This is a genomic window from Deltaproteobacteria bacterium (assembly GCA_003696105.1).
Taxonomy (GTDB): Bacteria; Myxococcota_A; Polyangia; order Haliangiales; family J016; genus J016.
The window spans coordinates 1-23,319 of the sequence record RFGE01000028.1 but is presented as its reverse complement, the minus strand read 5'-3'; the positions used below and the strand labels follow the sequence as shown (position 1 = coordinate 23,319).

General features: G+C 71.7%; 22 protein-coding genes. 17 read left to right on the top strand and 5 right to left on the bottom strand.

Annotated elements, in window-relative coordinates; all coding sequences use genetic code 11:
* Positions 1–95: 95 nt before the first annotated feature.
* Complete coding sequence (locus D6689_02015; protein RMH44638.1) at positions 96–491, top strand: hypothetical protein; 396 nt, start codon at positions 96–98, stop codon at positions 489–491.
* A complete protein-coding gene (locus tag D6689_02010) occupies positions 464–1,846 on the top strand; it encodes a hypothetical protein (GenBank protein RMH44637.1) in 1,383 nt (460 codons plus the stop codon). The genes D6689_02015 and D6689_02010 overlap by 28 nt, the downstream gene beginning before the upstream one ends.
* A gap of 24 nt (positions 1,847–1,870) precedes the next feature.
* Here the strand turns inward: D6689_02010 and D6689_02005 are convergent, their stop codons facing one another.
* From D6689_02005 to D6689_01995, 3 genes are all read right to left on the bottom strand, one after another.
* Positions 1,871–2,347: a hypothetical protein gene (locus tag D6689_02005; GenBank protein ID RMH44636.1), complete on the bottom strand. Its 477-nt coding sequence runs from the start codon at positions 2,345–2,347 to the stop codon at positions 1,871–1,873.
* A gap of 128 nt (positions 2,348–2,475) precedes the next feature.
* Positions 2,476–3,483, bottom strand: a complete 1,008-nt coding sequence (locus D6689_02000; protein ID RMH44635.1) for a hypothetical protein — start codon at positions 3,481–3,483, stop codon at positions 2,476–2,478.
* A gap of 49 nt (positions 3,484–3,532) precedes the next feature.
* Positions 3,533–4,324 carry a hypothetical protein gene (locus tag D6689_01995; GenBank protein RMH44634.1) on the bottom strand — a complete coding sequence of 264 codons (792 nt, stop codon included), beginning with the start codon at positions 4,322–4,324 and terminating at the stop codon, positions 3,533–3,535.
* Positions 4,325–4,381: 57 nt separating this feature from the next.
* On the opposite strand from D6689_01995, the gene D6689_01990 reads away from it, so the two are divergent.
* From D6689_01990 to D6689_01975, 4 genes are all read left to right on the top strand, one after another.
* Positions 4,382–4,795 carry a hypothetical protein gene (locus D6689_01990; protein RMH44633.1) on the top strand — a complete coding sequence of 138 codons (414 nt, stop codon included), beginning with the start codon at positions 4,382–4,384 and terminating at the stop codon, positions 4,793–4,795.
* Positions 4,779–5,306, top strand: coding sequence for a hypothetical protein (locus D6689_01985; GenBank protein RMH44632.1), 528 nt, complete (start codon positions 4,779–4,781; stop codon positions 5,304–5,306). The genes D6689_01990 and D6689_01985 overlap by 17 nt, the downstream gene beginning before the upstream one ends.
* Positions 5,303–7,180: a methylaspartate mutase gene (locus tag D6689_01980; GenBank protein RMH44631.1), complete on the top strand. Its 1,878-nt coding sequence runs from the start codon at positions 5,303–5,305 to the stop codon at positions 7,178–7,180. The genes D6689_01985 and D6689_01980 overlap by 4 nt, the downstream gene beginning before the upstream one ends.
* A gap of 63 nt (positions 7,181–7,243) precedes the next feature.
* Positions 7,244–9,301: a sodium-translocating pyrophosphatase gene (locus tag D6689_01975; protein RMH44630.1), complete on the top strand. Its 2,058-nt coding sequence runs from the start codon at positions 7,244–7,246 to the stop codon at positions 9,299–9,301.
* 130 nt (positions 9,302–9,431) lie between these two features.
* On the opposite strand, the gene D6689_01970 is transcribed toward D6689_01975, so the two are convergent.
* On the bottom strand, positions 9,432–10,928 hold the full coding sequence (locus D6689_01970) for a sigma-54-dependent Fis family transcriptional regulator (protein ID RMH44629.1): 1,497 nt from the start codon (positions 10,926–10,928) through the stop codon (positions 9,432–9,434).
* Between the two features lie 167 nt (positions 10,929–11,095).
* Here D6689_01970 and D6689_01965 point away from each other — a divergent pair, with 167 nt between their 5' ends.
* Together D6689_01965 and D6689_01960 are read left to right on the top strand one after the other, a co-directional pair.
* Entirely contained in the window at positions 11,096–12,577 is a 1,482-nt protein-coding gene (locus D6689_01965) for a PAS domain-containing hybrid sensor histidine kinase/response regulator (GenBank protein RMH44628.1), read from the top strand.
* Entirely contained in the window at positions 12,574–12,792 is a 219-nt protein-coding gene (locus D6689_01960; protein RMH44627.1) for a hypothetical protein, read from the top strand. The genes D6689_01965 and D6689_01960 overlap by 4 nt, the downstream gene beginning before the upstream one ends.
* A 174-nt stretch (positions 12,793–12,966) precedes the next feature.
* Here D6689_01960 and D6689_01955 read toward each other — a convergent pair whose 3' ends face one another.
* Positions 12,967–13,716: a sigma-70 family RNA polymerase sigma factor gene (locus D6689_01955; protein RMH44626.1), complete on the bottom strand. Its 750-nt coding sequence runs from the start codon at positions 13,714–13,716 to the stop codon at positions 12,967–12,969.
* A 166-nt stretch (positions 13,717–13,882) separates the two neighbouring features.
* Between D6689_01955 and D6689_01950 the strand changes: the two genes are divergently transcribed.
* The 9 genes from D6689_01950 (at position 13,883) to D6689_01910 (ending at position 23,263) form a co-directional block, all read left to right on the top strand.
* Positions 13,883–15,244, top strand: coding sequence for a hypothetical protein (locus D6689_01950; protein ID RMH44625.1), 1,362 nt, complete (start codon positions 13,883–13,885; stop codon positions 15,242–15,244).
* Between the two features lie 3 nt (positions 15,245–15,247).
* A complete protein-coding gene (locus D6689_01945) occupies positions 15,248–15,637 on the top strand; it encodes a response regulator (GenBank protein RMH44624.1) in 390 nt (129 codons plus the stop codon).
* On the top strand, positions 15,634–16,824 hold the full coding sequence (locus D6689_01940; GenBank protein RMH44623.1) for a hybrid sensor histidine kinase/response regulator: 1,191 nt from the start codon (positions 15,634–15,636) through the stop codon (positions 16,822–16,824). The genes D6689_01945 and D6689_01940 overlap by 4 nt, the downstream gene beginning before the upstream one ends.
* Positions 16,825–16,970: 146 nt before the next feature.
* On the top strand, positions 16,971–18,092 hold the full coding sequence (locus tag D6689_01935; GenBank protein ID RMH44622.1) for a hypothetical protein: 1,122 nt from the start codon (positions 16,971–16,973) through the stop codon (positions 18,090–18,092).
* Positions 18,089–18,976, top strand: a complete 888-nt coding sequence (locus D6689_01930; GenBank protein ID RMH44621.1) for a hypothetical protein — start codon at positions 18,089–18,091, stop codon at positions 18,974–18,976. The genes D6689_01935 and D6689_01930 overlap by 4 nt, the downstream gene beginning before the upstream one ends.
* Positions 18,973–19,935 carry a PEGA domain-containing protein gene (locus D6689_01925; GenBank protein ID RMH44620.1) on the top strand — a complete coding sequence of 321 codons (963 nt, stop codon included), beginning with the start codon at positions 18,973–18,975 and terminating at the stop codon, positions 19,933–19,935. The genes D6689_01930 and D6689_01925 overlap by 4 nt, the downstream gene beginning before the upstream one ends.
* Positions 19,935–20,825, top strand: a complete 891-nt coding sequence (locus D6689_01920) for a hypothetical protein (GenBank protein ID RMH44619.1) — start codon at positions 19,935–19,937, stop codon at positions 20,823–20,825. The genes D6689_01925 and D6689_01920 overlap by 1 nt, the downstream gene beginning before the upstream one ends.
* Complete coding sequence (locus tag D6689_01915) at positions 20,822–21,817, top strand: hypothetical protein (GenBank protein RMH44618.1); 996 nt, start codon at positions 20,822–20,824, stop codon at positions 21,815–21,817. Before D6689_01920 ends, D6689_01915 begins: the two co-directional genes overlap by 4 nt.
* Before the next feature lie 60 nt (positions 21,818–21,877).
* Complete coding sequence (locus D6689_01910; GenBank protein RMH44617.1) at positions 21,878–23,263, top strand: ABC transporter permease; 1,386 nt, start codon at positions 21,878–21,880, stop codon at positions 23,261–23,263.
* The last annotated feature ends 56 nt before the right edge of the window (positions 23,264–23,319 follow it).

Below are 23,319 nucleotides of genomic sequence, written 5' to 3'. Positions count from 1 at the left end.
GGTAAGCCGTGTGCGGGAAATCCGCACGCACGGTTTGAAAGGGGGTCTTGACTTCAACGTCCGCCGACAGACGGACAAGGAGTAAGGATCTACCAATGCGTGTTGTGGTCTGTTGCGCGATCGCGGTGGCCACTGCGGCGTGCGGAACCGACTCCGCCGCCTGTATCGAGGTCGACTCGTCGTGCCAGCCGCTGTACGAGCCGGTGTTCGACCAGGTGTACGCGCGGACGTTGGCCCCGAAGTGCGGCTTGCCCGGCGGTTCGTGCCACGGCGATCCGGGGCGCCGCGCCGGACTCGCGTTCGTCGACGAGCAGGAGGCCTACGACCTGCTGCTGGACGGCCGCGTCGTCCCCGGCGACGCCGCGTGCAGCGAACTGGCGAGGCGGGTGCTGTCGACCGACCCCGCGATCAAGATGCCCCCGGGCGCGAACCTCGCGCCGGGCGAGGCGTGCGCGATCGTCCAGTGGATCGCGGCGGGGGCGGAGCGGTGACGCGGGCGGCTGCGCTGGTGGCGCTGGCGGCGCTGGCGGCCTGCAGCGGCGGCCTCGCGTCGCGCGACCAGATGCTCGACCCGGAGGCGTGCCGCGACTGCCACCCGAAGCACTTCGACGAGTGGAGCAGCAGCATGCACGCGTATGCGGCCGACGACCCGGTGTTCCTCGCGATGAACGCCCGCGGCCAGCGCGAGGCGAACCTCGGCACGTTCTGCGTTCGGTGCCACGCGCCGATGGCGGTCGTCGAGGGGGTCACCGACGGCACCGACGTCGAGTCGATCCCGCGCCACCTGCGCGGCGTCACCTGTTACTTCTGCCACAACGTCGTCGACGTCGGCGAGCCGCACGCGAACAATCCGCTCGTGCTCGCCAACGACAACGTGTTGCGCGGCGGACTGGGCGCGCTCGGGCCGCCCGTGGAAAACGGCTTCCACGGGATGGCGTATTCGCAGCTGCACGATCGGCGGTCGCTGCGGTCGGCCGAGCTGTGCGGCGCGTGCCACGACATCGTGCTGCCCAACGGCGTCGCGCTCGAGCGCACGTTCGCCGAGTGGAAGACGACGGTGTTCCACTCGGACAACCCGGTGCAGCGCGTCACCTGCGGCGGCTGTCACATGAAGGGCGACATCCCCGGCACCGTGGCGGACTTCGACGGGGTGCCGCTGCGGTTCCCGCACGAGCACACGTTCCCGGGCATCGACGTCGCGGTGACCCCGTGGCCCGGCAAGGACGTTCAACTCGCACAGATCGCGCGCGAGCTGAACCCGCAGCTCAACCCGAAGCTGTGCGTGACGCCGAACGACGGCGGCACGGTCGAGTACAACCTCGACAACGTCGGCGCCGGCCATCACTTCCCGAGCGGCGCGGGCCAGGACCGGCGCGCGTGGGCCGAGATCGTCGCGTACGACGGCGACGCGGTCGTGTTCTCCAGCGGCGTCGTCGCCGAGGGAGAGCCGGTCGCCAGCGCGGCGGCGGCCGATCCGGCGCTGTGGCAGATGCGCGACTTCACCTACGACGCCGGCGGCGAGCCGGCGCACATGTTCTGGCAGGTGGATCAGATCGACAGCGCGCTGCTCCCGCCGCAGGTCACGCTCGATCCGTCCGATCCGCGCTACAACCACTCCGTATCGCGGTTCTTTTCCCTCGGCGGGCGGCCGGTCACGCGCGTCACGGCGGTGGTCCACATCCGCCCGATCGGTCTCGACGTGCTCGACGATCTGGTCGCCAGCGGCGACTTGGACGCCGCCGTGCGGGACACCGCCGCGGCGACGACCCACACGGTCGAGGGGACGCGGCTCGAGTGGACGACCGAGCGCGGATTTGGCTGCGTGTGTCGCGACGGGCCGTGCTGACGCCGCCGCGCGGTCGGCCCGCGGTCAGCCGTCGATGCAGAACGTGTAGACCACCGAGTCGACCTCGCTGCCGTTCTGCATCAGGTGGAGGGTCACCTCCCAGATGCCGGGCATGAACAGGTTGACCGGCGCGAGCGTGTACTGGCCCGGCGCGCCGGCCGGCATGTCGTCGGCGTGGATCGGTGAGCCGTGCTGGTGGTGCGGCATCCACGTGTCGACGTCGATCTCGAGCCCGTCGACCGGCGCGTCCGACGCGTCGACCACCTCGATCGTCCACGTGTTGTCGCCGCGCGCCGGCGGCGCCGGGTCCGACATCAGGAGCCGAACCGCGTAGCCGGCATCGCCGACCTTTTCGAGCCCTGGACTGTAGACGTCCTGGCCCTCCATGATGAGCGAGCAGTCGATGCCCGCGTCGGCTCCGTGGTCGTGGTCGTGGTCGTCGCCGCCGCATGCGGCCAGCGCCGCCGCGACGGCCAGCAAGGCCAGTGGTGTGCGGATCATCGCGCATCATCATAGTCGACTCGCGCTCGCTGTCGATGCGACCACCTGTCGCACCGCGGGCGGCGATTTCGTGGCGCGTTGCGTCGTCGCCCCGAGGCGACGCGGCCGAGCGCCCCCGGCGGCCGGCCTCAGAAGTCCAGGCCGATCGATAGCGTGTAGCTCTGCTGGGCGGCGGCCTGATCGGTCGCGTCGCAGCGCGTGGTCGGGGCCGTCGGGTCCACGTCGGCGCAATCGACGTCAGTGCCGGCGCGGTCGTCGACGGACGAGCCGGCGAGCGCGAACGCCGCTTCGAGCGTCATCTCGAACACGTAGTACTGCAGCTTGAGACCGGCGAACAGCCGGTGGCGGGTGATGTTCGCCTGGTCCTTGAACGCGAAGTTGCGGTCGATGTCCTGCGGGACGTCGCGCACGTCGATCCCCGGCGTCTTGTCGATCACTTCGGAGCGAGGGACGATCCACAGCAGGTTCCACCCGCCGTAGGGCGACACGCCGACGGTCCCCTGGTAGCCGAAATCTTTCGACAGAGTGACGTCCAACGACGCGATCGTGAGATCGATCTGATCGGTGCCCATGACCCGCGACACGCCGCCGCGAATCGCCGCCGACGGCAGCGGGAAGTCGTGATAGCCCTCGTGCAGCGCCAGCTTGCCGTACGCCTGGGCGGCCCACATGTTGGAGTCGAGCAGGTGGACCGCGCCGGCCCCCACTTCGAACGACGGCAGCGGCATCCACAGGCCCTTGCGCGCGAAGAACCCGACGGTCGGCAGGTAGGCGTCGCCGTGATGGACGCCGGCGCCGCCGGGGTTGGGCGATCCCTCGAGCACGCGCCAGTACGGCGCGTCGTTCGCGATGCGGGTGGTCTGGAAGTCGACGGTGAACTGGAAGCCGCCGAACCCGAGGGTGTCGGCCGGCGTGAGCAGCCGCGGTGCGAGCACCACGCCGAGCTCGCTCGACAGCGACCGGAAGTCGATGTTGCTGCCGATGACGTCCGTCGCGTTCGCGCAGTCGGCGGTCGCGGCGCCGCCCGCGACGCACGTGCCGAGGCGCGACAGCACGAGGTCGTTCGGGCCGGCGAACGCGGGCCGCGACAGCGCGGCCGCGACCACGGCGGCCCCGGCGACGGCGAACCCCTTCATGGAGGTTCGACGGTATGCCGCCCCCCGGAGGCTGTCAAGGCGACCGCGGTCAGCGGCCTTTGAAGTTCGGCTCGCGCTTTTGCAGGAACGCCATCAGGCCCTCGCGCGCGTCTTCGAGGGCGAGCACCTCGCCGAGCTTGCCCTCGAGGAACCGCAGGGCGTCGCCGTAGCTCATGTCCTGCGCGCGGTAGAATGCGTCGAGGCCCTTCGCGATCACGGCGGGGCTGCGGCGGGCGAGCTTGTGAGCGAGCGCCATCGCCTCGGCGTCGAGTTCGTCGTGCGGCACCACGCGGTTGATGAGCCCGATGCGCTCGGCTTCGGCGGCGTTGATGCGGTCGCCGGTGAGCATGAGTTCGAGCGCCTTTTTGCGGCCGATGTTGCGGACGATCTCGGCGGTGATCATCATCGGCCACAGGCCGACCTTGACCTCGGTCGTGCCGAACGTGGCCTTGTCGCTCGCCAGCGCCAGGTCGCACGCGAGCATCAGGCCGAGCCCGCCGGCGAGGGCGTGCCCGTTGACCGACGCGACGATCGGTTTGCCGAGCGCGTGCATGTCTTCGAGCAGGTCGACGAGCGAGCCGGCCGGGAGGTCGGTGCCGGCCGGGTCCTCGCCGCCGCCCGACATGGCCGACAGGTCGCCGCCGGCGCTGAACGCCTCGCCGGTGCCCGTGAGCACGACGGCGCGGATCGCGGCGTCGGCCTTTGCGCGGCCGAACGCGTGGCGCAGCTCGGCGATGGTCCGCGGGCCGATCGGGTTGCGTTTGGCGGGGCGGTTGAGCGTGATGCGCGCGACGGGGGCGTCGGCGTCGCCGTACAGGATGGTCGTGTAGTCGGCGGCCATGGCCGGAGGATGTACCACGGCCGCGCGGCGTTGCGGGATTGTGTTACATACGCGGCGATGGTTCTGGCCCAGTGGACGGCGCACCCGGCGCGGCGGCGCCCGCGCGACGTGGCTCTCGTGGCCGCGGTCGTGCTGCTGTCGACCGGCGCCGTGGTCGCGTGGCTGCAGTCGCTGGTGTTCGCCGCGATCGCCGCGGGGCTGTTGCTCGGCTCGGTCGCGCCGTTCTGGTTGCCGACGCGGTACCGGCTCACGGACGCGGGGATCGAGCAGCGGCGCGGCCTCGGCCGGCGGGCCCGGCGCTGGAGCGAACTCCGGCGGCTGGCGGTCGGCCGCGATGCGGCGCTGGTGTCGCCGTTGGCGCGGCCGAGCTGGCTCGATCGCTATCGCGGTCTGGTGGTGCTGTTCGACGGCGGCGACCGCGACGCGATCGTGCGCATCTTGCAGGAGCGGGTCGGTGGCGGCGCACGGTGACGGCCCGCGCGCGCAGGCGCCGCGCGCGGACGCGGGGAGGCCGGCGGACCCTGGTGCGGACCGGCCCGCGGACCCTGGTGCGGACCGGCCCGCGGACCCGCCCGCGGACCCGCCCGCGGACCCGATCGACGCGCTGGAGGCGTCGCTGTCGCACGACGAGCGGGCGCTGCTCGACGACCTGGCGGCGCGCATCGCCCGGCGGCGGCTGATCGCGCCCGCGATGCTGTTTCTCGAGTCGGCCAAGCCGCTGGCGTTCGCGGGCAGCCAGCTGCTGCTGTTTTTGCGGCCGGTCGTGTCGGCGCTGTGGTCGCAGCCGGCCACCTACGACACCCTGTCGCGGCTGCTCGAGCGGCGCGGTTCGCTGGAGCTGCTGCTGCGGCGGCTCGAGCGCGCGGCCGACGGCGACGACGGCACCGGCGCTCGCGTGGACGGGGCGGCGAGCGGCCGCGGCGAGCCGGAGGCGGGCGGTCGCTGCGGCCGCGCCGACGGCGACGGCGAGGCGAACGCATGACGACACCTTCTGCCATCGACCCGGATGCGATCCGCTCGGTGCTCGCCACCGACTGCGGGTCGACGACCACCAAGGCCATTTTGATCGAGAAGCGGGGCGACGAGTACCGCCTCGTGACGCGCGGCGAGGCGCCGACGACCGTCGAAGCCCCCGTCGAGGACGTCACCCGCGGCGTCGTCAACGCGGTGCGCGAGGTACAGGAGCTGCGCGGCCGCCCGCTGTTGGCGGGCGCCGACGGCGACGAGCGCATCCGGTCTCCGCAAGACGGCGACGCCGGCGTCGACCTGTACATCTCGACGTCGTCGGCCGGCGGCGGCCTGCAGATGATGGTCGCCGGGGTCGTGCTGAACATGACGGCCGCGTCCGCCGCCAAGGCGGCGCTCGGCGCGGGCGCAATCGTGATGGACACGATCGCGACGAACGACCGCCGGCTGCCCCACGAAAAGATCGAGCGGATCCGCCAGCTGCGGCCGGACATGATCCTGATGGCCGGCGGCACCGACGGCGGCACCGAGAAGCACGTCATCGCGCTCGCCGAGCTGCTCGCGGCGGCGCAGCCGCGGCCGCGACTGGGCAGCGGCTACGATCTACCGGTGATCTACGCGGGCAACGTGAAGGTGCGCCCGCAGATCGAGAAGATGCTCGGCGGCAAGGTGGCCCTGCAGTTCGTCGACAACGTGCGCCCCGTGCTCGAGGAGGAGAACCTCGGGCCGGCGCGCGACGCGATCCACGAGCTGTTCATGGAGCACGTCATGGCCCAGGCGCCGGGCTACGGGAAGCTGATGCAGTGGACGCACGTGCCGATCATGCCGACGCCCGGCGCGATGGGGTTGATCATCCAGGCGCTCGCCCAGCGCGACGGGGTCAACGTGGTCGGCGTCGACATCGGCGGTGCGACGACCGACGTGTTTTCGGTGTTCGACGGCGTGTTCAACCGCACCGTGTCGGCCAACCTCGGCATGAGCTACTCGGTGTCCAACGTGCTGGCCGAGGCCGGCATCCACAACATCCAGCGGTGGGTGCCGTTCGACCTCGACGAGGCGGCGCTCCGCGATCGCATCGGCAACAAGATGATCCGGCCGACGACGATCCCGGAGACGCTCGAGGAGCTCAAGATCGAGCAGGCGATCGCGCGCGAGGCGCTGCGGCTCGCGTTCGTACAGCACAAACAGTTCGCGGTGAAGCTGCAGGGCGTGCAGCAGGAGCGCACGATTGGCGACGCGTTCGACCAGGGCGGCGCCGACACGCTCGTCGACATGATGGCGCTCGACCTGCTCGTCGGCTCCGGCGGGGTGCTGTCGCACGCGCCGCGCCGCATCCAGAGCATGCTCATGATGATCGACGCGTTCGAGGTCGAGGGGGTCACCGAACTCGCGGTGGACTCGATCTTCATGATGCCGCACCTCGGCGTGCTGTCCACGGTGCACCCGGCCGCCGCGACCGAGGTGTTCGAGAAGGACTGCCTGATCCGGCTGGGCACCTGCGTCGCGCCGGTCGGCCGGCCGCGGCGCGGGCAGCCGCTGTGCACGGTGGAGCTGACGCTGCCGGACGGGTCGCGGCGGAGCGAGTCGCTCGGGGTCGGCCAGCTGCGATTCGTGGAGCTGGGCCCGGGCGAGGTGGCGCGCGCGGTGCTCACCCCGTCGCGCCGGGTGGACGTCGGCGGCGGCCCCGGCGTGCGGGTGGTCCGCGACCTGCGCGGCGGCGTGTGCGGCCTGGTGTTCGACGGGCGAGGCCGGCGGCCGCTGCCGGTGCCGGCGGACGCGGGCGAGCGGGTGCGGGCGGCCGAGCGGCTCGCCCGCGAGCTGCGGCTGTACCCGGACGCCGCGCCTCCGGAGGCGTCCGCTCCGGCGGCGGCGGCGCGCGCGGCGTCCTGAACGGCGCTCGCGCGCACGAGACGGTTGCGCTGGCCGGCGATTGTGGGCTAACAACCCGCCCCGATGAACGACGCCCTGTTTTACCTGGTCCCGGCGACCGGCGTGGTCGCCCTCCTGTTCGCGTGGTTCAAGGCGCGCTGGATCGACGCCCAGGACGCCGGCACCGACAAGATGAAGGAGATCGCGGGGTACGTCCGCGAAGGCGCGATGGCGTTCTTGCGCCGCGAGTACAAGGTGCTCGCCGTGTTCGTGGTGGCCGTGGCGGCGCTGCTGGCGGTGTCCAACTCCGTCGGCGAGTCGTCCGCGACCGCGTACAAGAATCCGCTGATCGCGCTGTCGTTCGTCCTGGGCGCCATGTGCTCCGCGCTGGCGGGATGGGCCGGCATGCGGGTGGCCACGGCGGCCAACGTCCGCACGACGAACGCGGCGCGGCAGGGACTCAACGGCGCGCTGCGGGTGGCGTTTTCCGGCGGCACGGTCATGGGCATGGCGGTGGTCGGCCTCGCGGTGGTCGGCCTCGGCGTGCTGCTGCTCGTCTACGGCAAGTTCGGCGTCGTCGCCGACCTGTCGGCGGGTGGGCAGGCCGCGTCGAACGTCATCACGGTGTTGTCGGGCTTCTCGCTCGGAGCGTCCTCCATCGCCCTGTTCGCTCGCGTCGGCGGCGGGATCTACACCAAGGCGGCCGACGTCGGCGCCGACCTGGTCGGCAAGGTCGAGGCGGGCATCCCCGAGGACGACCCGCGCAACCCCGCGACGATCGCCGACAACGTCGGCGACAACGTCGGCGACGTCGCGGGCATGGGCGCGGACCTGTTCGAGTCGTACGTCGGCTCGATCGTCGGCGCGATGGTGCTCGGCGCGGTCCAGGGGCTCGACTTCGTGCTGTTGCCGCTGATCATCGCGGGGGCCGGCATCATCGTATCGATCGTCGGCACCGCGTTCGTGCGCACGACCGAGGGCGGCAACCCGCAGGCCGCGCTCAACATCGGCACGTTCGGCGCCGCGGGCATCATGGTGCCGGTGATCTTCGGCGCCGCGTACTGGCTGGTCGGCGACGTCGGCAACGCCTGGTGGCAGGTCGGCCTCAGCGCCGTCGCGGGCCTCGCCGCCGGCGTGCTGGTCGGCGTGACGACCGAGTACTACTGCGCCAAGGAGAAGCCGCCGGTGCACTCCATCGCGAAGTCGTCGGAGATGGGCACCGCGCCGAACATCATCCGCGGCGTCGCCGTCGGCATGCAGTCCACCGCGCTTCCGATCGTGTGGATCGGCGGCGCGATCCTCGTGGCCCATCACTTCGCGGGCCTGTACGGCATCGCGATCGCGGCGCTCGGCATGCTGTGCACGACCGGTATCCAGCTGGCGGTCGACGCGTACGGCCCGGTCGCCGACAACGCCGGCGGTCTGGCGGAGATGGCCGAACTGCCGCCGGAGGTGCGCGAGCGCACCGACAAGCTCGACGCGGTCGGCAACACGACCGCCGCCATCGGCAAGGGGTTCGCGATCGGGTCGGCGGCGCTCACCGCGCTGGCGCTGTTCGCCGCGTTCCGCACGGCGGCCGGCGTCGAGGCGATCGACGTCGGCCAGGCCGACGTCATGGTCGGCCTCCTCATCGGCGGCATGCTGCCGTTTTTGTTCTCCTCGATGGCGATGAACGCGGTGTCCGACGCGGCCAACGCGATGATCGCCGAGGTGCGGCGCCAGTTCCGCGAGATCCCCGGGTTGCGCGAGGGCACCGGCAAGGCCGAGTATGCCAAGTGCGTGGACATCTCGACGGCCGCCGCGATCCGGAAGATGGTGTTGCCGGGCCTGATGGCGGTCGTCGTGCCGGTCCTCGTCGGGTTCTACGACAAGTACATGCTCGGCGGCCTGCTCGCCGGCGTGACCGTCACCGGCGTGTTGCTGGCGCTGTTCCAGTCCAACGCCGGCGGCGCGTGGGACAACGCCAAAAAGTACATCGAAGACGGCCACCACGGGGGCAAGGGCAGCGACGCCCACAAGGCCGCCGTGCAGGGCGACACGGTCGGCGATCCGTTCAAGGACACGTCGGGACCGTCGCTGAACATCCTGATCAAGCTGATGAGTGTCGTGGCGCTCGTCATCGCGCCGCTGATCTCGGGCTGATCGCCGCGGCCGCGCCGGCGCGGCGGCGCGCGCCGCGGGCCGCTCGTCATCGCGCCGCCGATCTCCGGCCGATCGTCGCGGCCGCGCCGGTCGCGGCGGCGCGCGCCGAGCCGCGGCCGCGCCGGCGCGGTCACCCGGCCGCGTCGCGGAACGCGCTGGCCGCGATCCCCACGCGCGTGAGGATGCGGCGCAGGTTCGAGCGATCGACCCCGGCGCGGCGCGACGCCTCCGAGATGTTGCCGCGGGTCGCGCGCAACAGCCGCGTGAGGTACGCGCGCTCGAACCGCTCGGCGGCGAGCTTGCGCGCTTCGGCATAGGGCAGGCCGTCGGCCCAGTCCCAGCCGTCGCCGCCGTCGGTGTCCGCCCGGCGCGCCGTGCGCCGACCGGTCACCTGTGGCGGCAACGCGGCCGGCTCGATCGTGTCGCCCGGCGTGAGCGCGAGTGCGCGCTGCACCGCGTTTTCCAGCTCGCGCACGTTGCCGGGCCAGTGATAGGCGGCCAGCGCGTCCATCGCCGCTTCGCCGATCGCGGGCGCGGGCCGGCCCATGCGCGCGGCGTGTTTCGCGACGAAGTGGGTCGCCAGAAGCGGGATGTCGTCGGCGCGCTGGCGAAGCGGCGGGACCTCGAGGCTCACGACGTTGAGCCGGTAAAACAGGTCGGCGCGGAACTGGCCCGCCTCGACGGCCTCGTCGAGATCCGACCAGGTCGCGGCGATCACGCGCACGTCGACCGGCACCGCGCGCGACCCGCCCACCGGGGTGATCTCGCCCTCCTGCAGTACGCGCAACAGCCGGACCTGGACGGCGGGCGCGATGTCGCCGATTTCGTCGAGGAACAAGGTGCCGCCGTTGGCGCGCTCGAACGCGCCGGCGCGATCCTCGACCGCGCCGGTGAACGCGCCGCGCGCGTGACCGAAAAGCTCGCTGTCGACCAGCGTCTCGGGGATGGCGCCGCAGTTGAGCGGCAAAAACGGCCGAGCGGCGCGGCGACTGCGCTGGTGGATCGCGCGCGCCACCAGCTCCTTGCCGGTGCCGGTCTCGCCGGTCACGAGCACGCACACGTCGAGCTTCGCGATCTGCTCGATCGTCTCGAACAGGGCGCGCATCGGGGCGCTGGCGCCGACCAGGTCGCCGTAGCGTTCGGACACGGCGATGCGGCGCTCGAGCTCCGCGGTGCGCCGCTGCAGCCGCCCGTACGCCGTCGCGCGGGACAGGACCTCGATCACCTCGTCCGGGTTGGCGGGCGGCTTCGTGAGGTAGTTGAACGCCCCTGCCTTGAGCGCCGCGACCGCCGTCTCGGCGCTGCGGTCGGCGGTGAGCATCACGACCGGGACATCGGGCGCGATCTGGGATGCGTGGCGGAGGACGTCGAGGCCGTTCATCGCCGGCATCTGGACGTCGCACACGATCACGTCGAAGGCGTCCGGCTCGGCGCGGAGCCGGTCGAGCGCCGGCGGGCCATCGGTGAACGCCACGGAGTCGATGCCGCGGACCTTGAGAATGCGCGACAGCCCGTGCAGCAGCCGATCGTCGTCGTCGACCAGCATCGCGCAGATGCGGCGCGGCCCGGGGTCGGCGGCGGCGTCGGGCGCGGCGTGCGGCGGCGCGGTGGCGGGGTGAGCGGGCATGGACGGATCCCAGTCTGCTGTCGATTCGTCCGGTTGCGCCGATCCTTGACCCCGCGGGCGTCGCCGCGGCCGGGATACCCCGCCGCGCCCCCGCGGGCCCACCGGCGCCACCGCAATGGGGCACGCGACCCGGTCAAGGTTTCGGCCGGCGCGCCGACTGGACGGGCATGAGACCGAGCGCGGTGTTCAGCGTGGTCGACCAATCGGTCGACGCCATCATCCACATCGACGTGGACGGGGTGATCCAGGGGGCCAACGAGGCGGCGGCCAACCTGTTCGGCACGGAGGGGTGCCGGCTGCACGGGCGACACATCGCGGAACTGGTCCCGGAGGAATCCCGCGACGATCTGTTGGCGCTGCTCGCCGACGTGCTGTGCGGCCAGCGCATCCGCCCGTTCGACATGGTGTGCGTCCGGTGCGACGGCTCGCCCGTTCACACGTCGATTTCGGTGTCGCCCGTGCGCGACTCGAAGGGCCGGACGGCCGGCGCCGCGGCGATCATCCGCGACATCTCCGAGCGCGTGCGCGAGACGGAGGAGGCGGCCCGCCGCCAGCGGCTCGAAGCGGTCGGCCGCCTCGCCGGCGGCGTCGCCCACGACTTCAACAACATCCTGATGGCGATCCTCGGCCACGCCGAAATGGCGCTGATGGAGCTGCCCGCGGACAGCGACATCCGCGAGGACATCGAGGCCATCGTCGAGTCCGTCGAACGCGCGTCCGAACTGACGAACCAACTGCTCGCGTTTTCGCGCGAGCGGTCGTCGGCGCTGCGGACCGTGGATGTCAGCGAGTCCGTCGCGCGGGTCGTGCGGCTTCTGCGCCGCCTGATCCCGGAGCATACCCGCGTCGAGATGCGCGCGTCGGTCACGGGGGCGGTGCGGATCGACCCGATGCAGTTCGAGCAGGTGCTCGTCAACATCGCGGTCAACGCGTCGGACGCGATGCCCGACGGCGGCCGCATCGCGATCGAGGCGATCGACGTGCTGCACGTCGGATCGGACCGCGTGCCGCCGGGCGAGTACGTGGTCGTCCGCGTGTCCGACACCGGGGTCGGCATGACCGAGGAGGAGTGCCAGCGCGCGTTCGAGCCGTTTTTCACCACGAAGCCGCCGTCGGCCGGGTCGGGGCTGGGGCTGTCGGTCGCCTACGGCATCGTGCGCGACGCCGGCGGCTACATCGTCGTCGACAGCGCGCCGGGGTGTGGCACGCGCGTCGAGCTGTGGCTGCCGCGCGCGGCGCCGGCGACCAGCGGCGACGCCGACACGGTCGACCTCCCGATCGAAGCGCTCACCGTCCTCGTGGTCGAAGACGACGAGGCGGTGCGCGAGGTCGCCGTGCGGGTGCTGCGACAGCTCGGCCACCGGGTGCTCGCGGCGGAAAACGGCGCCGCGGCGCTGGAGGTCGCGCGCACGTTCGACGGGGCGATCGATTTGGCGATCACCGACGCGGTGATGCCGGTCATGGGCGGGCGCGAGTTCGTGTTGCAGTTTCGCGAGTTGCGCCCCGAGTGCCGCGTTCTGATGATGTCGGGCTACACCGGCGGCGGCGACATCGACGATCTGATCGCCGACCAGACCGTGCGCCTGCTGCGCAAGCCGTTTTCCGCGGAGTCGCTCGAGCGGGCCATCCGCGAGGCGATCCGCGAGTGACCGGACGGCCGGTGGGCGCGATCGGTCCCGAACCGGTGGGGCGCGCGGCGGCCGGCGCGACGCGGCCGCAGCGGCAGCGGCGACGGGCCGCGGCGGTAGCGGCGACGGGCCGCCTCGCGGACGCCGCGGCGCGGTCGCTACGGCGATGCGCGGTGCGCCGCGTCGCAAACGCCTCGCGCCGCGTGGCCCCGCCGGCCGAGCGCACCGCGCGCTAGGAGGCTGTTGCGTATAGGCGCGCCAGCGAGGTTGCGAGATGCGAGGCGAGGTTCGGCGCACGCCCGTAGCGCACGAGGGCGCGTATCGACATACGGTACCGAAGGGCGCGAGGACGTACGCCGAAGATCGCCCGCAGATCGCGACCGCAGCCAGCAGCTATGCGCAACAGCCTCCTACCGGGCCGCGCGGATGGCGCGGCCTGCCGCCGGCGCCGCCGCCTGGGTCTGGCCGGCGTTGGCGGGGGGCTGCGCCTGCCGCTCGAGCAGCGCGCGGCGCAGCGCGCGCTCGGCGCGGCCGCGAAGCTGGCACACCCGCGACTCGGATACGCCGAGGCGCGCGCCGATCTCGCGCAGGCTCATCGACCGATCGTAGTACATCGCGATCACCTCCCGGTCGCGGCGCGCCAGGTCGTCGAGCGCGCGGTGCAGGCGCGCGAGCGCGCGCTTGCGGTCGATCCGTTCGGCCGGGCACTCGTCGGCGGTCGACGCGTGGCCGACGGCGTCGTCGTAGGGCACCGCGGCGCGCCGGGCCACCCGCGCCTGCAGCTCCCGCAACCGGTCGACGTGCATCCCGAGTTCGTCGGCGACTTCATTCGTGTTGGCCGGATCGCCGCTGCGGGCCTCGACCGCGGCCATCGCGTCCTCGATGCGGCGCGCGTGCTCGCGCTCGCGCCGGGTGAGCACCTGCACGCGGCGCAGCTCGTCGACGGCCGCACCGCGGACGCGCTTGACCGCGAACGCGAAGAACGGCTCGCCGTTTTGCGGGTCGTAACGATGAGCGGCTTCGGCGAGGCCGACGAGCGCGGCGGCCTCGACGTCCTCGCGCAGCGCGGGATCGCGCAACCCGCGGGCGATCTTGCGGGCGACGCGCCGGGCGGCGTCGACGTGCTCTCGGATCAGCTTGTCGCGGTCGGTGTGCGTCATCGTCGGTTCCCCCTCGCCCGGCCGTCATTGCGAACGACGGGCCAGCCGACGGCCTGGCGCGCGCGGCGTCCCGCCACACCGCAACCGCGCAACATCGCGCGCCGGCGTTGTGCCGACGCGTGCGCGGGCCGCGCACAGCGGACCATGGGTGAGCGCGCACCCACGGGTGAGCGCCCACCCGGGGTGCGGCGGCGGTCCGCGCGGCCCGCGGGGTCAAGTCGCGGCGCGATGGACCGATTCGACCGGTGTGCGGAGGAAAGTCACAGGGGTCGCGGCCGCCGTCTGGCTCGCGGCTGCGGCGCCGGCGGCGCGAGCGTATCGGCTCGCGTACACCGACGGCGGCGATCCCGTCCGCTGGCACGCCGACCGGATCCGGCTGGACGTCGGCGGCGCGGGCGATCGCGACCGCGACGGCGGCTTCGATCGGTCCGCGGCGACCGCGGCCGCCGCGGCGTGGAACGCTGTGCTGGACGGCGCGTTGCGCATCGACGTGTCCGACCATCCCGCTGCAGACCTCGACGCGACCGACGGCCGCAACGCGATCGTGTGGCTGCGCCACTGGGATGACGACCTCGACCCGCTGGCGCTCGCGGTGACCGTTCGCGTTCACGTCCGGTCCACGGGCGCGATCCGCGACGCGGACATCGCGGTCAACGCCGACGACTACGCGTGGACGGCGATCGGTGACGCCGCCTGCGACGATGCGTTCGATCTGCAGACCGTGCTCACGCACGAGATCGGTCACGCGCTCGGCCTCGGCCACGAGCCGGACGACCGCGCGGCGGTCATGTACCCGACGGTGGCTTCCTGCCAGGCCAAGCGCGAGCCGTCGCCCGACGACCGGGCGGGCGTGGCCGCCCTGTACGCCGTGGCCGCCGGCGCGCCCGATCCGGCGGCGCCGCCCGCCGAGCCGCTCGCGACCGCGTTCGGCTGCGCGGCGGCCGGCGACGGCGGCGCCGCGTGGCTCGTCGCGGCCGCGCTGGCGTGGCTGATCGCGCGGCGGCGCGCGGGCGCGCTGGCCGTCGCCGCGGCGGTCGTCGCCGCCGCCGTGCCGGGCGCACGCGCGTCCGCACTGCGCCGCGCGCCGGTCGCCGAGCTCGCCCGCGCCGCCGACGCGGTCGTCCGCGGCCGCGCGGTCGCCGAGCGCGTCGTGGTCGACCGCGGCCGGGTGTACACCGACGTCGACCTCGCGGTGACCGACTGCCTCGCCGGCGCGTGCCCGCGCTCGCTCACGATCCGCCGCCTCGGCGGCGCGCTCGGCGACTGGGTCGTGACCGTGCCCGGCGCCGGTCGGCTCGCGGCCGGCGACGAGGTCATCGCGTTCGTTCGCGCGGGTCGCGGCGGGTACCGGCTGGTCGGCATGGCCCAGGGCGTGTTCGTCGCGGCCGGCGGTTCATGGATTCGCGATTTGACCGACGTGATGGTCGTGGACGCGCGCGGGCGCGCGGTCCGCGGCTGGCGCGAGACGTGGAGCCTCGCGTCGCTTCGCAGCGAGATTGCCTCCGCCCTTTCCACCAACCAGGAGTAATCGATGTCCGGCAAGAGAATATTGATCGTCGATGACAGCGCCGACCTGCGCGCAGCGCTCGCGCGCGAGTTGAAGCTATACGGCTACGAGGTCGTGCAGGCGTGCGACGGCGACGAGGCGCTCGCCACGCTGCGCGACGAGCAGGTCGACGCCGTCGTGAGCGACTACGAGATGCCCGGCATGAACGGGCTGGACCTGCTCCAGCGCGTTCGCCTGCTGTACCCGCACATCTACCGGGTGCTGCTCACCGGGCGGGCCGACGTCAACGTGGCGATCCGCGCGCTCAACGAGGGCGCGGTGAATCGCTTCTTGCTCAAGCCCTGGGACCGCGTGGACCTGGTCGGCATCCTGCAGATCGGGCTCAGCTCCCGGAAGGCGGCGGGGGCGGCATGACGACCGCGGTCGTACCGATGCGGCCCGCGCCGACTGCCGCGCGGCCGGCGTCGCCGGAGCGACCGCAACCGGCGCCCAGCGGCGAGCCGGCGCCGCGCGTGCTGCTGGCGGAGGACCACGATGCCGTGCGGCGTGCGATCGCGCGCACGCTGCGCCGGCGCGGCTTCGAGGTGGACGAGGCCGCGACCGGGCAAGAAGCGATCGATCGCGCGACTGCCCACTGCCCCGACCTCGCGATCGTCGATTTGCGCATCCCGCTGGTCGACGGCTACGACGTCGTCGCGCGGCTCAAGCAGACGTACGGGCCGAGTCTGCCGGTCATCGTCATGAGCGGCGTCAACGAGGACGCGGCACGCCTGCGCGCGTTCGACGCCGGCGCCGACGACTTCGTCGCCAAGCCGGTCCACATTCCCGAGCTGCTGAAGCGAATCGACGCGTTTGAGCGCGCTCGCCGCGCCTACCTCGAGGCCGAAGCCGCGCGCGAGCGCGCCGAGCACCTGCGCCTGTACGCGGCCGAGGCCGCCGCGCTGCTGGCGCACGATCTGAACAACGGACTGTGCACGGCGCTGTCGAACCTCAACTACCTGCGCGATGCGGCGCCGATCGAGGGCGAGCCGGCTGAGGCGCTCGCGGCCGCGATTCGGGCGGTCAAGCGCATGGCAGGCCTGGTGAGCAACTTCGTCGACATCGGCCGCATCGAGGACGGCGCGCTCGATCCGCGCTACGCGAAGGTCGACGTGCGCACGGAGCTGCTCGACGCGATCGCCGTCCACCAGCCGGACGCGACACACCGAGGCATCGCGATTCACTGCGCGTGCCCGTCGGATCTCGCGGCCGAACTCGACCCGAGTCTGTTCGAGCGCATGCTGCACAACCTGCTCGGCAACGCCATGCGCTACACCCCGCGCAACGGGGAGATCGGCGTGCGCGCGCGCGTGGACGCCGACCGCGACGTGTTGATCGTCGACATCGGCAACAGCGGTCCGCCGATTCCGGAGCATCTGCGCGGCGAGCTGTTCGAAAAGTACCGCAAGGGAGGCGACCGCCGGTCGCAGGTCGGCATGGGGCTGTACTTCTGCCGGCTCGCGGCCGAGGCGCACGGCGGGTCGATCTGCGTCACCGACGACGACCGCTACGACACCAACTTCCACATCGAGCTGCCGCGCGTGCCCGCGGCGCGCGGCTGACCTGCGCGCGCCGACCGCGTCCCGGCGCGCGCCAAGACGGCCGGCGAGTCCGCCGCGGCGTGGCGCGGCCTCAATATAACCTGTGAAAATGATTGACGGCCGGCAGCTTTGTCGGCCGTCGCCGATTGTGTATGCTCCGCGCGCCGATGGGCGACGCATACACACCCGGCCTCACCGTCACCGCGTCGACGACGGTGCGCAAGACGCGCCGGCTGCCGCTGCCGGGCGACGTGCTCGTCGCGGTCGGCGATCGAGTGCGCGCGGACGACGTCGTCGCCCGCACCGAGCTGCCCGGCAAGGTCCAGATCCTGAACTTCGCCAATCGGCTCGGGGTCGCGCCCGACGAGATCGACGCGACGCTGCGCGTACGCCCGGGGGCGGCCATCCGCAAGGGCGACGTCCTGGCCGAGCGCCGGTCGTTCTTCGGATTGTTCCGCACCGCGATCGAGTCGCCGATCGACGGCACGTTCGAGTCGGTGTCGTCCGTCACCGGCCAGGCGGTGCTGCGCCTGCCGCCGTCCCCGGTGGAGGTGCGAGCGTACGTCGACGGCGAGATCGTCGAAGTGATCGAGGCGGAGGGGGCCGTCGTCGAGACGCGCGCGGCGCTGGTCCAGGGGATCTTCGGACTCGGCGGCGAGGCGCACGCGCCGCTTTGCGCGCTCGCGCGCGCGCCCGACGAGACGCTCGCGGCGGAGCGCATCGGCCGCCAGCACGCGGGCAAGATCGTGATCGGCGGCGGCTACGCGCCGCTGGCGGCGCTGCGCCGGGCGATCGAGGTCGGCTGCGCCGGACTCGTCGTCGGCGGATTCGCCTATCAGGACATCAAGGAGCTGCTCGGCTACGACGTCGGCGTCGCGATCACCGGCACCGAGCAGATCGGCACGACGCTGATCGTCACCGAGGGGTTCGGCGACATCGCGATGGCCCGCGCGACGTTCGAGCTGCTGTGCGAACACGACGGCGCGGGCGCGTCGATCAGCGGCGCGACGCAGATCCGCGCGGGCGTCATCCGCCCCGAGGTGGTCATTCCGCTGCCGGCCGGCGCCGCGGCGGACGCGCGGCCGGTCGAACACCGCGGACTCGAGATCGGCGCGCCGGTGCGGTGCATTCGCGCCCCGCACTTCGGCAAGATCGGCGAGGTCGTCGGCCTGCCGGTCGAACTGCAGAAGATGCCGTCGGAGACGATGGTGCGGGTCGTCGACGTCCAGCTCGCCACCGGCGAGCGCATCACCATTCCCCGCGCCAACGTGGAGGTCATCGAGCGGTGAGTCCGCGCGTTCGAGCCGTCGTCGAGCCGACCGGCATCGTCGTGCTGTCGTGTGTGGTGGCCTTCGGGCTGCGCGCTGCGGTGGCCGACGTGTCGTGGCTCGCTGCCGACAAGTTCTTCTACCTGGTGCCGTCGCTGTCGATCGGCCTGCTGCTCGCGTACTACCTGCGCCGCGCGCGCGCTGGCGACGACATGTATATCCGCCGCATCGCCGGCGTCGACGCGATCGAGGAGGCGGTGGGTCGGTCGACCGAGATGGGCCGGCCGGTGCTGTACGTCACCGGCATCGAGGACATCCAGAACATCCAGACGCTGGCGTCGCTGCTCGTACTCGGCGACGTCGCCGAGATGACCGCCGAGTACGACACCGAGTTGAAGGTCGCCAACTTCTTCCCGATGACGATGGTCGTCGCCGAGGAGATCGTGCGCCAGGCCTACGCCAACGTCGGCCGCCCCGACGCGCACCGGCCCGAGAACGTCATGTTCATTTCGAGCGAGCAGTTCGCGTTCGCGGCCGGCGTCAATGGGTTGATGCTGCGCGATCGGCCTGCGACCAACATTTTCCTCGGCCGGTTTTTTGCCGAATCGCTGATTCTGGCCGAGACCGGCTTCGTCACCGGCGCGATCCAGATCGCCGGCACCGCCGAGGTGACCCAGCTGCCGTTCTTCGTCGCGGCGTGCGACTACACGCTGATCGGTGAGGAACTGTACGCGGTGTCGGCCTACATGACGCGCGAGCCGCGCCTGGTCGCCATGCTCAAGTCGGGCGACGTGCTCAAGGCGGTGACGATCGTCGTCATCGCGTTCGGCGCGCTGTGGTCGACGGTCCAGCACCTCGCCGGCAACCGCGACGCCTTCGACCTCGCCAAGTTCCTGCTGCCGTGAAAACGATCGCACCACTCGTCATCGGCTTCATCGCCGGCCTGTTCGGGTTCTCGGAGCTGTACATCGAGCACGAGGGCTACCGCGCGGTGTTTCAGGTGCTCAGCGACTGCGCCATCGTGCTCGCGGCGATGGCCTACGTGCTCGGCGGGATCAACGTGGTCCAGGTCAACTGGCCGAAGATCCGGCGGCGCGAGTCGGACTGGCAGTACAAGGTGGTGCTGCTCGTCGGGGTGGTCGTCATGCTCGTCGCGGGCGCCTATCCGTGGCACAAGTTCGGCGGCGGCGAGCCGGGGCGCATCGCGATCGACGGCGGCGGTGTCCCCGGAGCGCCGGCGACGGTCGCGTTCGACGTCCAGCCGAAGTACGCGCTCGTCGTCGTCGACGGCGGCTCGCCGCAGCGCGCGTGGCACGCGGGCGACCCGAGCGACATCTATGCGCCGCCGGGCGACCGACCGTTGCGCGTCGAGCTCGCGCCGGGCCGCCACACGGTGTCGGTGCGGATGCCGGTCGGCGGCTACGAGACGTTCACCGGCGCCGTCGACGTGACCGGCGGCGAGACGGTGACGGTGTCGGCCCATCTCGGCATGCTGTGGGGGGCGACCAGTCCCGGCACCGGGCGCGTCTACACGTGGCTGTACGACTACGTGTTCTTCCCGTGCAACGCGACCATGTTCTCGCTGCTGGCGTTCTTCATCGCGTCGGCGGCGTTCCGCGCGTTCCGCGCGCGGTCGCTGGAGGCGGGACTGCTGCTCGGCGCCGCGGTGCTCGTCATGCTCGGCTTCGTGCCGATCGGCGGTGCGATCTGGTCCGGGTTCCCGGAGATCGCCGAATGGATCATGGACGTGCTCAACACGACCGGCCGGCGCGCGATCATCATGGGCGCGGCGCTCGGCGCGGTCGCCACCGGTCTGCGCGTGATCTTGGGCATCGAACGCTCGCACCTCGGAGGGGGCGACTGATGCACTGGACCGACAAGCTGCAGACCTTCGACCGCCGCTGGATCTTCCTGGCGATGGGAATCGCCGTCGTGCTGCCGCTGTTCGTCGAGTGCAAGCTGCCGATCCGGCAGTCGCCGATGGTGCGCGCGTCGTTCGACGCGGTCGAGGCGCTCGACGCGGACGACGTCGTGCTGCTGTCGCTCGATCTCGACCCGGCATCGACGCCCGAGCTGCAGCCGTACTTCGAGGCGGTGCTGCTCCAGCTCAAGCGCAAGAACGTCAAGATCGTGATCGTGACGACCTGGTACGCCGCTCCGCCGCTCATCGAGGGGTGGATCCGGTCGTTCGTCGAGGGCACCGTCGTCCGCCCGGGCGATCGGCACTACGAGGGGATCCCAGACCGTCCCTACAAGCGCAACGTCGACTACGTCTACCTCGGCTTCCGCGAGGGACGCGAGGCGACCATCAACCGCATGGCGACCGACCTGCGCGGCACCTACGACGGACACACGGCCGACGGCACGCCGATGGACGCGATCCCGTGGCTGGCAAACATCCACAAGCTCGAAGACTTCGACTTGATCGTGATGGTGTCGGCCGGCTACCCGGGCATCAAGGAGTACGTGCAACAGGCCAGCGGCCGCGGCGACGTGAAGATGACCGGCGCGTGTACGGCGGTGTCGCTTCCGGACTACACGCCGTACTTCAACGCCGGCCAGCTCGCGGGACTCGTCGGCGGGATGAAGCGCGCCGCCGAATACGAGCTGCTCGTGGGCCGCCCGGCGCTCGGCGTCAAGGGAACCGGTGTGCTCAACGCCGGCCACATGGTGGTCATCTTCGCGATCGTGTTCGGCAATCTCATCTACTTCGCCGGGGCGGGCCGCCGCCGGCGCCGGGGAGGGGCGCGATGAGCACCGTCGGCTACCTGCCGCCGGCCGATCTGTTCGGTTGGTGGCTCGCGATCTTCTTGACGATCGCGATCCTGTCGTTCCTGTACAAGGACAACCCCGTTTACAAGTTCGCCGAGCATCTGTTCATCGGCGTATCGATCGGCTACGTCGTCACGCAACAGATCTACAACACGGTGCTGCCCAAGCTCGTCCAGCAGATCGGCGACGGCAAGTGGTGGTACTGGTTCGCCGTGTTGCTCGGCCTGCTGCTGCTGTCGAAGGCGGTCAGCCGGCGGCACGCATGGCTGGCGCGGTTCCCGATCGCGTTCGTCGTCGCGTTTTACGCCGGTATCCAGGTCAACGGCGTGCTCCAGGGCGACTTCGGCCCGCAGCTCGTCGCCGGGATGCGGCCGGTCGTGGTCGACAAGGTCAACATCAACACCGCGCCGCCGGAGGAGATCGACGCGGTGGAGGGGATGCCGACGCGGCTCGTCGAAAAGATCGTCGCGCGCCGCGCCGAGCGGCCGTTTACCAGCGTCGACGAGGCGCTCGCGCTGGCCGACAGCGCCGACGAACAGGTCGAACTGGCGGCGGGAGACGGGCCGCTCGGCGGCCGGTTGGCCGGAACGCGCGCCAGGCTGGGCACGGACGACGGCCCGTACTGGTTCGGTACATTCTCGCTCGCGCTGATGCTGGCCGGGCTCATCGCGTCGCTCGTGTACTTCTACTTCTCCATCGAGCACAAAGGGGTCGTCGGCAAGGTGTCGCGCTTCGGCGTGTGGATCTTGATGCTGGGATTCGGCGCGGCATTCGGCGCGACGGTCCAGGGGCGGCTCGCGCTCGCGGTCGGCCGCGCGACGGACGTGCTCGGTCACAACAAACCGCCCGAGGTCGCCGCGCAGATCGGCGGTCCCTACGTCGCGCTCGCGTCGATCGCGGCGATCGTTGCGATCCTCGTGGTGTGGGAGCGCGCCCGGCGGCGACGCGGCGGGGCCGCCGGGGACGCCGGCTGAGGCCGTCCCGGCCGGCCTTTCGCGGGCGGCGCGCGTGCGCTACCACTGACCGATCACGCCATGCGCTACGAGTACCAAATCGGCTGGCGGTACCTCAATCGAGGCACCCGGTCGCGCGCCACCGCGGTCGGCGCCGCGGTGAGCTTTGCGGTCATGGTGGCGGCGTGCGGTTACTTCTTCGCGGTCGAGCCGTCCGGCTGGGCCATCGTCGGGATCGCGGTCGGCGGTCTCGCCGCCACGACGTTCGGGCTGTTGCACGTGCTGTCGGTGTTCACGACCGTCGCGACGCTCGGCGTCGTCCTCGGCGTCGCCGCGCTGACGGTCGTCATGTCGGTCACCAGCGGGTTCGAGCGGAGCTTTCGCGACAAGGTTCTCGGGGTCACGGCGCACATCCTCGTGCGCAAGGCGACCAACGACTTTTCCGATTACGAACAAAAGCGCCAGCTCGCGCTGGGGATCGACCCGGACGTGATCACGGCGCAGCCGATCGTCTACACCGAGATGCTCATCACCCGCGGCAAGGGCAAGCTCGCCGGCGTCGCGATCAAGGGCATCATCCCGGGCGGCGGCGATGCGGTCGCGTCGCACATGCTCGAGGGATCGGAGGCGGCGCTCGGCGTGCGTCCGGCCGAGGGCGAGCCGCCGCCGATCCTCATCGGCCGCGATCTCGCCGAAAAGATCGACGCGCGGTACGGAGACGTCGTGACCGTCGTCGCGCCGATGTCGAACGTGGACACGCGCCGGTGGACGCCGACCGGAAGGCCGCCGCGCACGAAGAAGTTTCGCGTCGCGGGCATCTTCTACGTCGGCTTCGACGAGTATGACCAGCGGCTCGCGTACATGTCCCTCAAGGATGCGCAGGACCTCGTCGGCTACGGCGACGTCGTGCTCGGCATCGAACTGCGGATCAAGGACGTGCACCGGGCCCGCGAAATCGCCGACAAGCTCGACGCGGCGCTCGGCGGGCCGCCGTATCAGGTCGAGGACTGGCGCGAACTCAACGGCAACTTGTTTGCGGCGTTGAGCCTGCAGAAGCTGGCGATGGGCGTGGTCCTCACTCTGATCATCGCGGTCGCCGCGTTCAACCTGGTGTCGGCGCTCACGATGATGGTGACGGACAAGATTCGCGAGATCGCCATCCTCAAGTCGATGGGGGCGCAGTCGTCGTCGATCGCGCGGATCTTTCGGACGATCGGGCTGCTGATCGGCGGGGTCGGGACGGCGTGCGGGCTGGCGATCGGCATCGCGTTGTGCCTCGCGCTGTCGCGCTACGAATACGCGCTGGACCCGAACGTCTACCGCATCGATCGTCTGCCGGTGGACCTGCGCCCGCTCGAGGTGGCGTTCATCGCGGCGATGACGCTGGCGATCAGCGCGGTCGCGACGGTCGTGCCGGCGCGGCGGGCGGCGGCGATGCACCCGGTCGACGGGTTGCGCTACGACTAGGGGCTGGTGCCCGCGGCGGGGGGCGCGGGGCGCGCGCGTGGGTGTGTGTCGCGGGG

Excerpts from the sequence above, each read along its gene's own strand:
- D6689_01995 (RMH44634.1), bottom strand. The coding sequence starts at position 4,324 with ATGGCCGCCGACTACACGACCATCCTGTACGGCGACGCCGACGCCCCC.
- D6689_01980 (RMH44631.1), top strand. The coding sequence starts at position 5,303 with ATGACGACACCTTCTGCCATCGACCCGGATGCGATCCGCTCGGTGCTC.
- D6689_01955 (RMH44626.1), bottom strand. The coding sequence starts at position 13,716 with ATGACGCACACCGACCGCGACAAGCTGATCCGAGAGCACGTCGACGCC.
- D6689_01940 (RMH44623.1), top strand. The coding sequence starts at position 15,634 with ATGACGACCGCGGTCGTACCGATGCGGCCCGCGCCGACTGCCGCGCGG.
- D6689_01910 (RMH44617.1), top strand. The coding sequence starts at position 21,878 with ATGCGCTACGAGTACCAAATCGGCTGGCGGTACCTCAATCGAGGCACC.
- D6689_02005 (RMH44636.1), bottom strand. The coding sequence starts at position 2,347 with ATGATCCGCACACCACTGGCCTTGCTGGCCGTCGCGGCGGCGCTGGCC.
- D6689_02015 (RMH44638.1), top strand. The coding sequence starts at position 96 with ATGCGTGTTGTGGTCTGTTGCGCGATCGCGGTGGCCACTGCGGCGTGC.
- D6689_01945 (RMH44624.1), top strand. The coding sequence starts at position 15,248 with ATGTCCGGCAAGAGAATATTGATCGTCGATGACAGCGCCGACCTGCGC.
- D6689_01965 (RMH44628.1), top strand. The coding sequence starts at position 11,096 with ATGAGACCGAGCGCGGTGTTCAGCGTGGTCGACCAATCGGTCGACGCC.
- D6689_01970 (RMH44629.1), bottom strand. The coding sequence starts at position 10,928 with ATGCCCGCTCACCCCGCCACCGCGCCGCCGCACGCCGCGCCCGACGCC.
- D6689_01990 (RMH44633.1), top strand. The coding sequence starts at position 4,382 with ATGGTTCTGGCCCAGTGGACGGCGCACCCGGCGCGGCGGCGCCCGCGC.
- D6689_01935 (RMH44622.1), top strand. The coding sequence starts at position 16,971 with ATGGGCGACGCATACACACCCGGCCTCACCGTCACCGCGTCGACGACG.
- D6689_01920 (RMH44619.1), top strand. The coding sequence starts at position 19,935 with ATGCACTGGACCGACAAGCTGCAGACCTTCGACCGCCGCTGGATCTTC.
- D6689_02000 (RMH44635.1), bottom strand. The coding sequence starts at position 3,483 with ATGAAGGGGTTCGCCGTCGCCGGGGCCGCCGTGGTCGCGGCCGCGCTG.
- D6689_01915 (RMH44618.1), top strand. The coding sequence starts at position 20,822 with ATGAGCACCGTCGGCTACCTGCCGCCGGCCGATCTGTTCGGTTGGTGG.
- D6689_01975 (RMH44630.1), top strand. The coding sequence starts at position 7,244 with ATGAACGACGCCCTGTTTTACCTGGTCCCGGCGACCGGCGTGGTCGCC.